Annotated in this window: 4 protein-coding genes; 2 read left to right on the top strand and 2 right to left on the bottom strand. The window is 51.1% G+C overall.

Features of this window, described 5'->3' with window-relative positions; translation table 11 throughout:
* Positions 1 to 1,142: 1,142 nt before the first annotated feature.
* Positions 1,143 to 3,929 (bottom strand): putative LPS assembly protein LptD, encoded by a 2,787-nt coding sequence (locus E4T81_RS15340; protein ID WP_209308217.1) that lies wholly within the window; start codon positions 3,927 to 3,929, stop codon positions 1,143 to 1,145.
* A 172-nt stretch (positions 3,930 to 4,101) separates the two neighbouring features.
* Here E4T81_RS15340 and E4T81_RS15335 point away from each other — a divergent pair, with 172 nt between their 5' ends.
* The gene (locus E4T81_RS15335) at positions 4,102 to 8,928 is read left to right on the top strand and encodes a translocation/assembly module TamB domain-containing protein (protein WP_135046111.1); all 4,827 of its coding nucleotides are present in this window, start codon (positions 4,102 to 4,104) and stop codon (positions 8,926 to 8,928) included.
* On the top strand, positions 8,909 to 11,224 hold the full coding sequence (locus tag E4T81_RS15330) for a BamA/TamA family outer membrane protein (RefSeq protein ID WP_245207115.1): 2,316 nt from the start codon (positions 8,909 to 8,911) through the stop codon (positions 11,222 to 11,224). Before E4T81_RS15335 ends, E4T81_RS15330 begins: the two co-directional genes overlap by 20 nt.
* Before the next feature lie 153 nt (positions 11,225 to 11,377).
* Here the strand turns inward: E4T81_RS15330 and E4T81_RS15805 are convergent.
* Positions 11,378 to 11,850 (bottom strand): hypothetical protein (locus tag E4T81_RS15805; protein WP_209308216.1); only part of this gene is annotated, 473 nt, incomplete at its 5' end.

Below are 11,850 nucleotides of genomic sequence, written 5' to 3'. Positions count from 1 at the left end.
GTGCATATTGACATTAAAATTTTATATTTCATAATTACTTATTATTAACCATTCCTTTTATTATATATACATATGTTTTAGGAAACGATGAAACAGGAGCTGTATATATTCCTCCTTCACTAATAAAATCCGAAATCTCGCATGAGGTTACGCCCAATAATAGTGAGGCTGGAAGTAAAAACAATAACTTTTTATTCATCTATTGATTTTGTTTGAAATGTGAAATCGATTAACCGTAAAATACAGCAAAATATCGTAAATGTGCAAATAAAAATGTATCATTTGACATTATGACATTATAATCAGATAATTAAGTATCACTTATAAATCCTGTCGAGCTTCCACTCGCCCCTACACTGCCTGCATGGACAATCATTGATGATGCATTGCATATCACCGCAATGCTCCACCGCGTAGCTGCATGGATAGTCATTGATAATACGTTGAAAATCACGTCGATACCCACAGCGTATCTGCATGGACAATCATTGATAATGCATTGCAAATCACCCAAACGCTCCACCGCGTAGCTGTAGGGGCGACTGGAAGGTCGCCCGCAATACAAACCATGCGAAAACACAGAATATCCCCGCAAGGGGATGCCGCCACATATACGTCATCGGCGTGCTCAACGCGGGCGAGCTTCCACTCGCCCCTACATTGCCTGCATGGACAGTCTTTGATAATATGTTGTAAATCACCGCAATATCCACGGTGTGGCTGTATGGACAATCCATGATGATGCATTGAAAATCACGTCAATGCCCCACCGCGCAGCTGTATGGACAACTATTGATGATACATTGAAAATCACCGCAACGCTCCACCGCGTAGCTGTAGGGGCGACTGGAAGGTCGCCCGCAACACATGCACAGCGGAAACGCGGTCTGTTCCCGGCGGGGATGCCGCCACATATACGTCATCGGCGTGCTCAACGCGGGCGAGCTTCCACTCGCCCCTACACTGCCTGTATAGGCAATCATTGATAATGCATTGTAAATCACGTCAATACACGCCGTGTAGCCGTATGGTCAATCCATGATAATGCGTTGAAATTCACGTTAATACCCTATTGTGTAGCTGCATGGATAATCCATGATGATGCATTGTAAATCACTGTAATGCGCCAATGGCTGCCCGGGTTAATACCAGGTGATGCCGTTGGAATAAGATGAGCGCTTGTCGTACTTGAGGTCTTGGAGAAGCGACGACTTGACGGCTATGTGGAAATTGTAGCTTTTGTAGGGTCCTACCGGGACAAAGCTTGCTGTCATAGTGAAGCAATGCAGGTCACGCGACACATTGCAGTTCATGTAGGCGAGCTTGTGGGTGTCAAAATTGTAACTTGCGCTGAATCCGAAATTCCAGTTTTTGGTAGGCTGTATATTGCCTGAGAAGCTGAGATTCTGGGTGATACGAGGGTCATACTCCAGCTTCTCCTTGTTGAAGTTGCCGTAGCCGTAGTTGATCGAGTAGTTGAACGTGAGACTCCACGGGACTTCCCACTTCATATAGCCGCCATCGTTCATCTCCACCATGTTGTTTTCATTATCGCGGTTGCGGCGGTTGTTGTTGCCGGAGAAGTTGTCGCCTTCCTCGTCGTCGGGATAATAATCGTCATCCTCGTCATCACGACGGTTGCCGCGCTTATCGTCTTTCTTGTCCTTTTTCTTGAAGGTGTTGTTGTTGAAGGTGTAAGAGAATGATGTTCCGGTGTTGCGGAGTCTTCCGAGCCCTTTTCCGGCTTTCCAACGCGGAATGTTGACACGCACCGGATTGCCCGACGAGTTGAGCTGATAGGTGTACACGTCCCAAGTAGCCGAGAGGCTGAGGTTGAAATTCTTGACGAGGCGTATCAGGATGGAGGTATTGATGTCGCTCCAGTTCATCGAGTCGGCGGCAAAGTTATAGCTCTCCGAGATAGAGAGGTTTTCGATGAGCGATATTTTTTTCTCGCCTATACTGTCGTTGCTCTTCACCTTCATCTCGAGATTGTTGGCGAGCGAGAAACTCAGCGAACCCGATTTTCCCTGTCCCGGCACTCTGAACACCGCGTTGGGGAAGTAAGAATATTTGCGGCTCATGGTCTCTCCGGCGGTGTTCTGATACTGATATTGACCGTAATATCCGAAGAACGACGATGAGAAGTCGGGATTGCCTGAAAATGAGATTGACGGCGTCAGCACGTGGCGTATCATCTTTACTTTGTCACCAAGAAATTTCATCGGCTGGTAGAAGCCGTAAAGCTTCGTGTCGAGCGATACCGATGCCTGGAAATCCCACACGTTGTAGAAACTGTAGGTGGTGTCACACACTTCTGCCATCAGCGCGGGGTCCCAATGGCGCTTGACCTTGTTGGTGTACATGCGGTCGGTGAGCTGGAGCGACGGAGTCACGTTTATGTATTTCAACACATTGAATGTGGCTGAGATAGGTATTGAGTGCTTCATGCCGTTGCGCCAGTCCTTTATCAGGCTTTTATGGATAAATTCATCCTGTTTCGCAGTAAGCGAGTTCTGGAGAATACCGGAGTAAGACATCTTTATTTTCTCATACCATCGCTCTTTTCCTACAGCACGCTTGCGCTTGAAGGGATAAAACTGTGACATCGTGGCGGTGATGTTAGGAAACGACACACTTAGTGTCGAGTCCTGTGTGCGCTGCGCGATGTTCATGGTCGTTGACAGCGACCACTTCGAGTTGGGGATGCGGTAGGTGAGGTTGACCGTCGAACTCTTGGTGTTTTCGGTAAACGAGTTGCTGTAATAACTGTTTACGTCACTGCGTGTATATCCGCTCGTGGAGAAGTTGACGCTTGCCGACAGGTTCATGTTGGGATTGGCTTTCGCGTCCTGGCTGTGATTCCACAATACCTGGAAGTTGGTCTGCTTGGCATAGTCGGGATTGCCTTTCTCTCCGTATATCGTGTTAAGATAACTGATATTGAAGCTGCCGGAAAATTTATAGCGCTTCACGTAGCTTGACCGTGCTGAGAGACCCCACGACCCCTTGGTGTAGATTTCGCCTGTAAGGGCGAGGTCGACGTTGTCGTTGATGGCGAAGTAGTAACCGCCGTTGCTTAGATAGAATCCGCGGTTGTAGTCGTCGCCGAAGGTCGGGAATATGACTCCGGAAGAGTATTTTTCAGAGAAGGGGAAATATCCGAACGGCACGGCAAGCGGCAGCGGCAGTCCGGCAAGCACCATATAGGCGGGGCCTGTCACGATGTTGCTTTTGGGCTTGACCTTAGCCTTTGTGAGCTGGAAATAGAAGTGGGGATGCTCATGGTCGGAGCAGGTCGAGTATCTGCCGTCTTTAAGGAAATACTCACCGTTTTCCATTTTCTTTGTCTTGCCGCCTGTAAGGTATCCTTCGCCCTGCTCGGTCACTACGTTGTTGATGTAGCCTCTCTGGGTCTTGAAGTTGAAGCTCATGTTTTCCGACTCATACTCTCCGCTCTTGTCGCTGAACACCGGCTTGCCGGTAAGCTCGCCGGTCGAGTCGGGGCGCCCAAGCGCATGTACGTTGTTGGTAGCCATGTCCATAGCCACTTCCGCCGCCTGTAGCTTCTGGTCACCGTAGGTCAGCTCTGCATCGCCATACATGTAGGCGCTGTTTTGCCCTACGAGTATCATCGAGTCCTTGGCTGAAAACACCACGGTGTTGTCCAGGTCGACTTTCTGGCGGCGTATGCGCGACTGGCGGGGCATCTCCGGAAGCGGCGGGGGCAATATAGCCGCTGCAATCGAGTCGGAGTCCATTTCGCTGAAAGGGGTGCGGTCATGCCTGTCGACACGACGCTTTCTCTCCGTGACGGTAGCCTGCGAGTCGGGGGCTGCGTCTACAGAATCATGTACAGCAGGAAGGCTCTCGTCGCCGGTCCGTGATGGGAATGATGAGGCAAGGGAGCTGAGGGCACATAATAGCACCGCTGTTATTATATATATGTGAGAATGTCTCAATTCGGAATAATTCCTAAAAATTCAGTGCAAAGATACTACTTGACAACGTATTTAAAAAATTATCCTTGCAAGTTTAGCTAATGTTAAAAACAAAAGATGTAACTTTATGTTATATTTTTTAAAACGACTATTTATTTAAGTGGGACATCTTATTAAAAATAAATTCATCCGACGTGTGCTTAAAGCGCTGATGTGGCTATTGATAGTGTTGCTGTTAATTCCCGCGCTGCTTTATGTGCCCTTTGTGCAGGATTTTGCCAAGGATTTCGCTTTGAAGCAGGTGGCAAAGTCCACGGGCATGACTATCGGCGTCGACCGCTTCAGGCTGAAATGGCCTCTGCGGCTTGAACTCGGCGGGGTCACTGTCATCGAGGCTCAGGGCGACACCATGCTCCGCGCGGGCGACATAAGGCTTGATGTAGGCTTGATGCAGCTGCTGAAACTCGACATTCATGCCGAGGGAAGCGTGAAAGATGTCCGCTATCAGCTCGGCACTCCCGACTCGCTGATGTATCTTGTGGCTGATGTAAGGCAGTTTGAGCTGTCGCCGTCAAGCTATGACCTCAAGAATCAGCGCATCGACGTGAGCCGCGCGCGCCTTGACGGCGGCGACGTGACGCTGCTGTTCAACGGCACCGACACTACCGCCACTCCCCCCGACACAGCCGCGGCTATGCCCCTTGTGATAAAAGCCGGGCTGATTGAGCTTCATGATATAAATTACCGCATGTCGATGCTTCCCGTCATTGACTCCCTCGGCGCAAAGGTGCCGTCGGCAGTTCTGCGTGACGGACTCGTCGATATGGGTAAACGCCGCATACATGCCTCGTCGCTGAGTGTCGACTCGGTGACGGCGACTTATCTCACACCCTCTCCCGAGTGGCTTGCCGCCCATCCTGTCGACTCGACTCTTGTAGCCGCTGTTGACACTGTCGTGACGTCGTCTGATGACGAGATGTGGGTGATTACCGGCGATTCTGTCAGGCTTACAGGTAAGGATGCCCTTTACGGAGTAAGGGGCGCGGTCCCGCAGCCCGGACTTGACATGAACTACCTGCAGGTGACCGATGTAGACCTTCGTGTCGACTCTTTTTACAACAAGGGCGCCTCGATTATAGTGCCGCTTCGCAGGCTTGCCGCAAAGGAGCGCTGCGGGGTCGGCATCGAGGCTTCAGGCCGCTTCTCGATGGACAGTGTCGCGATGAAAGCGGAGCGCTTCAACATCACCACGCTTTTCTCCCGTCTTGACTTCAACGCCGAGATGGGTATGGGCGATTTTGCATCCGATCCCTCGCTGCCTCTGTCGCTCAGGGCGATGGCGCAGGTGGGCATCCCCGATATCGAGATGATTATGCCGGCAATGTCGCCCATGCTGAAGACTATGCCGCGCTATAACGACATGAAACTTGACGCCGACATAAACGGCACTGTCTCTAACCTGTCGATTGACCGTCTTGCGGCATCATTGCCCGGCTATATGAATGTGGAGATGCGCGGCAATGTGACCGACATGATGAATCCTGACCGGCTCGGAGGCAATATCGACATTGAGGGCAATCTTAATAATGTAAATTTCGTTAAGCCTACGGTGCTTGAGGCGAAACTCGCGCGCAGTATAAACATCCCGCCGATAAAACTTGCCGGAAGGGTCGACATGAACCGTGGCACGATTAAGGGTAATCTCGATGCCTATACGGGAGATGGCGCTGTGTTGCTCGACGCTATGTGGAACGGCAAGGCGGAAAGATATGACCTTGACCTCGCCATGCAGGAATTTCCCGTGGCGTCAATCATGCCGGAGCTTGGTGTCGGCAATGTATCGGCTTCGGCGGCTGTGAAGGGGCGTGGCTATGACCCTATGTCGCCGCTTACGTCCATCGATGCAAAAATTGACGTGACGGCGGTGGAATATCAGAAGGTCACGTATTCCGACCTGCGGGCGACCGCACGCCTTGACAGCGGTAAGGTTGATGCGACTGTGGTCTCTATGAACCGTGACGCCGACTTTGACCTGGCGCTGACAGGCGAGCTTGGAAAAGATGCCTACGAGGCGCAGTTTACCGGCAATGTCCGTAATCTTGACCTGATGGGGCTGAAGATGTCGCCCTCCATGTCAAAGGGCTCGTTTTCTATAGAGGGAAGCGGAAAGATGCTGCCGCGGCAAAATGTTATCGATGCCGACGTGGCGGTGACCTCGCTGAAGTGGGACATGCCCGACATGAGCCTCGCCACTCCGCGTGTTGACGCGTCGCTTGCCTCCGACGACTCTACCATGACAGTGAAACTTTCCAATGAGTCGCTCAACACAATCTTGATTGCGGCGTGTCCGCTCGATTCGTTTATGACACGTGTCACCAACACGATGGCGATTCTTGACCGTAACATAGCGGCAAGGCGCATTGATGTCGACTCGATACAGAAATCGTTGCCCCCGTTTGTGCTTGACATTCAGTCGGGCAGGAAGAGTGTGCTGTCAAGTCTGCTCGAGCCCTCAAAGACATCGTTTAATACACTGAGTCTTAACATGCGTAATGACTCCCTGATGCGCATTGCCGGAGAGGCATATGGCATTGCCGTCGGCGACACCCGCATCGATTCTGTAAGGCTCAATGCGTTCCAGCACGGCAAGTATCTGGTGTTCAGGGCGGCGATGAACAACCGTCCCGGCACATTTGATGATTTTGCCCATGTCAATGCCTCGGGATTTATCGCCAATGAGAACTTGTCGGTTTTTGTAAATCAGTCAAATATAAAAAATGAGACCGGATTCAAGCTCGGTGTCAATCTTGCGGCGGCTGACTCTGTGATTACCTTGCGCATGACACCGCTGAAACCGGTGATAGGCTATAAGACATGGTCGATTAATCCCGACAATATAATAAGCGTGAATCTTGCCGACAGGCACATTGACGCCAATCTTAACCTGTCAAACGGAGACAGTCACCTGAAGATATTTACCGAACATGTGGATGGCGCCACTGACGGACAGGAGGATATTGTAGTCAATGCTTCTGGCATACAGCTTGCCGACTGGCTGTCGCTGTCGCCGTTTGCACCCCCGATTGAGGGTGTCGCAGGCGCTGACATACATCTTGGCTGGAATGCGGCTGAAAAGTCGATTACCGGCAAGGGCGATGTGTCGCTTGATGACTTCACCTACGGCGGCGAGCGCGTAGGGTCATTCCTCTTTGACGTAGGTCTCAGCACCGATGCCTCGGGTGTGGTGAACGCCAGCACGTCGCTGATGGTCGACAGTATTAAAGTGATAACTGCTGTCGGAAAGCTTAATGACAGCACGGCGGTCAATCCGTTTATGCTCGATTTCTCGATGATACACTTCCCGTTGCGTATCGTCAACCCGTTCCTGCCGCCCGGCATGGCGACTCTCAGCGGAATGCTCAACGGTCAGATGGACATCACCGGAACAATCGCGTCGCCTACATTCAACGGCTATCTTGACTTTGACTCGGCGGCTGTTGCGGTCAACATGATCGGCACTCAGTTCAGATTTTCGGAAGAAAAGATTCCGGTCGACAGCAATGTAGTGAGGTTTGACAATTACACGATATCGGCAAAAAACAATAATCCGCTGACTATCAACGGCACAGTCGACATGAAAAATCTTATGTCGCCGGCGATTGACCTTGGCATGAAGGCACGTAACATGATGATTGTCGACTCAAAGAAGAAAAAGAATGTCGATGTCTACGGAAAGGCCTATATCGACCTTGACGGCGACGTGAAAGGCAATCTCGACTTCCTGAGGGTCAACGCGCGTCTTGACCTGCTTGAGGGCAGCAACGTGACTTATGTTGTCAATACGGTGACCGATAATCTGAGCGGACTCGGTGCTACCGACGATGACATGGTGAAATTTGTGCAGTTTGCCGACACGGCGGCTGTAGCCATCGCCGATACGATTGCCGATACAGGCATGGCGATGATGCTTGACGCGCAACTGATAATATCACAAGGCACCACCATCAATGTCGACATCTCTGCCAACGGGCAGGACAAGGCGCAGATACAAGGCACGGCTAATCTTAACTTCACCATGTCGCCGTTCAGTGACATGCGTCTTACCGGGCGCTTCAATATCGACAACGGATTTGTGCGCTACACTCCGCCGCTGATGTCGCAGAAACTGTTTAACTTCGAGAGCGGCAGCTATGTGGCGTTCAACGGTGACATGATGAACCCGATACTCAACCTGCACGCCCACGACACGATGAAGGCAAATGTCACCGAGAGCGGTCAGGATTCGCGTCTTGTCAACTTCATTGTGGCGCTTAACGTGACCGGCACGCTTAGCAACATGGACGTGGGGTTTGACCTGTCGACCAATGACGACCTCACCGTGCAGAATGAGCTGGAGACCATGAGTCCGGAGCAGAGAGCCAACCAGGCGATGAATCTTCTCCTTTATAACGTCTACACCGGTCCAGGCACAAAGGCGTCGGCTAATCTTAGCGGCAACCCTCTGTTCTCGTTCCTGACGTCAAGGCTTAACTCATGGGCGGCAAATACCATAAAGGGTGTCGACATAAGCTTCGGCATAGACCAGTATGACCGCACCGCCGACGGAGCTACCTCCACGACCACGAGCTACAGCTACCGCGTCAGCAAGTCGCTCTTTAACGACCGGTTCAAGATTGTGGTGGGCGGCAACTACTCGACCGATGCCAACATGGATGAGAATTTCTCCCAGAATCTTATAAATGACATCTCGTTTGAATACATGCTCAACCGCAGCGGCTCGATGTATGTCAGGCTGTTCAGGCATGTAGGATATGAGAGCATACTTGAAGGCGAGGTCATACAGACCGGTGTCGGTTTCGTCTATCGCCGTAAGCTCGCCTCTCTGCGCGACATGTTCCGCTTCCGCCGCGCGCCGTCGCGGGAACAGGTGGCGGCGCTCCCCGTTAACTCTTCAAATGATGAAAAAGATGAAGGCAAGACTGAATGACATTTTATCCCGATATGGCATGCTGCCGCTTGTCGCCGTCATGTTGCTCATGGCTGCGGGTTTTACATCATGCTCCACCACAAGCCGGCTGGGGAAAGACGACGTGCTGTACACAGGAGTCAAGAAGGTGTCGATAGTGCCTGTCGAGGGGGAGCAGGTGCCCGAGGGGGTGAAAGACAAGGTCAACACAGCCGTGAAAGCCGAGACCAACGGCTTGAAGGTGATGGGGATGACCTTGCAGTGGATACCTATTGGGCTGTGGACCTATAATCACATGAGCAATCCGGAGAAGGGATTGAAACACTGGCTGTATGAAAAGCTTGTGCAGGACCCTGTGCTGGTAAGTGACGTGCGTCCGCAGTTGCGCACTAAAATGATTGAGAATGAGCTTAGCAATTCAGGCTTTTTCCGTAATTCAGCCTCCTATGAGCTTGTCTACAACAAGCGGAATCCCAAGAAGGCGAAAATATCCTATACGATAGAGACGGGTCCGGCTTATCTGCTTGACTCGATTCAATATCTCCCCGACACGTGTCATCTGTATCATAAGATTGACTCAATAGCGCGGTTCAACAACTATCTGCGGAAAGGGGAGCGGTATTCCACCGACTCGTTAAGCGCCGCGCGCACACGTATAGCCAATTCGCTCCGTAATCTCGGCTATTACTTCTTCCTTCCGGAATACATAGAATACCTTGCCGACAGCACTATCACGCGCGAGCGCATAGCGCTAAGGCTCTCGATAGCGCGTAATGTGCCTAAATTTGCCCTGCGCCGTTATCGCACGGGCGACATCACGGTCTACGTGAATAGAAACCAGGGAGGGGGAACAGCCGATACAATAATGACCCCGCGGGCTACCGTGGTGCAGATGAAACCGTCAAAGTTAAGGACGGCGATAATACCGGAGTGTGTCACCTTCCGAAAGGGGAAATACTTCTCTGTGCGCGACATGAACCGCACACAGACCTATCTGTCGCGTCTCGGCATATTCAACTACATCAATATCCAGGCGATGCCCGATACGACATCTTCCGACCCGATATTGAACGTGGCGGTCGACTGCACGTTTGACGCGCCTTATGAGGCGAGTATAGAAGCCAATGTGTCGTCGAAGTCTAACAGTTATCTCGGCCCGGGACTGACAGTGGCGGTCACCAACCGCAATCTCTTCGGCGGCGGCGAGCAGCTGAGGGTCGCACTCACCGGGTCATATGAATGGCAGACCGGACATGACCGCAGCTCGATATTCAATAGCTACGAGGTCGGTATAAACAGTTCGCTGGCATTTCCGCGCGTGCTTGCCCCGAGATTCATAAGGCTCTCAAGACGTAATCTTAACTGGACCCGGTTCACGCTTAACGCCGACCTGCTGAACCGTCCCCACTATTTTAACATGGCTCAGTTCAGCGCGTCGATGAATTATGACTGGCAGCTCAGGAAATATTTCACTTATACCTACACGCCTTTGAAGCTGACATATACGAAAATGATGCGCACTACCGCCGCTTTTGACTCCATAATCGGGGCAAATCCTGCTGTCGGGCTGAGTTTCCGCAACCAGTTTATACCCCAGATGGCTTGGTCGATGATTTATGACCGCCGCATCAACCGCAATAACCAGATAAATATACAGGCTTCCATCCAGGAGGCGGGCAATGTGTGCTGGGCGCTGTGGCGTGCGTGTGGGGTGAAGGGCGAGAAGAGACTCTTCGGTATGCCGTTCTCTCAGTTTGTAAAAGGCACTGCGCAGGTGGTGTATTCGCGCCGCTTCCACTCTGAAAACTGGCTTGTCACCCGTATATTCGGCGGCATAGCCCATGCCTACGGTAACGCGTCGGAGGTGCCTTACAGCGAGCAGTTCTACATAGGAGGCGCCAACTCGGTAAGGGCGTTCACTGTGCGCAGCATCGGTCCAGGCAGCTACCATCCCGAGGGTGGCTCGTCCAATAATTTTGATGAGACGGGTACATTTAAGTTTGAGTTCAATGTCGAGTATCGCTTCCGTATATACGGTCCGTTGCATGGCGCCACATTCCTTGACACAGGTAATGTGTGGCTTCTGAAGAATGACCCGTCGCGTCCCGGCGGAAAGCTTGAAGGCAAGCGGTTTTTCAAAGACCTCGCCGTCGGCACGGGTGTCGGGCTGCGTGTGGACATCGGCATGCTTGTCGTGCGCGGCGACCTCGGTATAGGCATCCACGCTCCTTACAACACCGGCAAGCGCGGTTACTACAACATGACTTCATTTAAAAACTCGCTCGCCTTCCACCTCGCCATCGGCTACCCCTTCTGACCCTTCTGCCTCGCAATTTTTCCCGATAGCAAAATCGGTTTTCGTTTTCATTCGGGATATGGAGCGACATCAGAGACCGTGTGATTTGTAGCTTGCTCAATGAAGTATGTAGACTACCCTCCGACAAACATCACCCGCTTGACCGCCCCGCTTTCATTTGCCATTAATGGAATCATTTTTGACAGTTGTTTTCTCAGCCGTTTTTGGCACTATATCATACATAAAAACCAAGCCTAAGACTTTGGCAAATGCAAGTCCGTTAAGGATACATGGTTCCTTGTCCTTGATCAGTTTGGTGATGTCAACCATGTCTATCCATTCTGACACTCTATTTAGTTCGCGTTTATAGATGGATTCATAGTCGTTATATTTGTCGACGGTGTACGAGGAGATTACAATATTGTTGCCTTTTTTCGGAAAAACAATTATATCTATTCCAGTCCCTGAGAATTTATTCTTGTCTAAATAGTAGCTCCTACGGCCGATTACTCTGTACAAGCTATCGCAGGGATTCAGCGAGTCATGTAAGATAACATGTTCACGTCTTATTAATTTGGATAATATACTATCATTATTGAGACGGGAAATAGGCTCATTTGAATAGCCTGACAGGCTAAATGTCAATA

Source organism: Barnesiella sp. WM24 (assembly GCF_004570975.1).
GTDB lineage: Bacteria > Bacteroidota > Bacteroidia > Bacteroidales > Muribaculaceae > Muribaculum.
Note: the sequence above shows the minus strand (reverse complement) of the source record. Positions and strands in the feature narration are given on the sequence as shown.

Coding starts and splice junctions, on each gene's coding strand:
- E4T81_RS15330 (WP_245207115.1), top strand. CDS start 8,909: ATGAAGGCAAGACTGAATGACATTTTATCCCGATATGGCATGCTGCCG.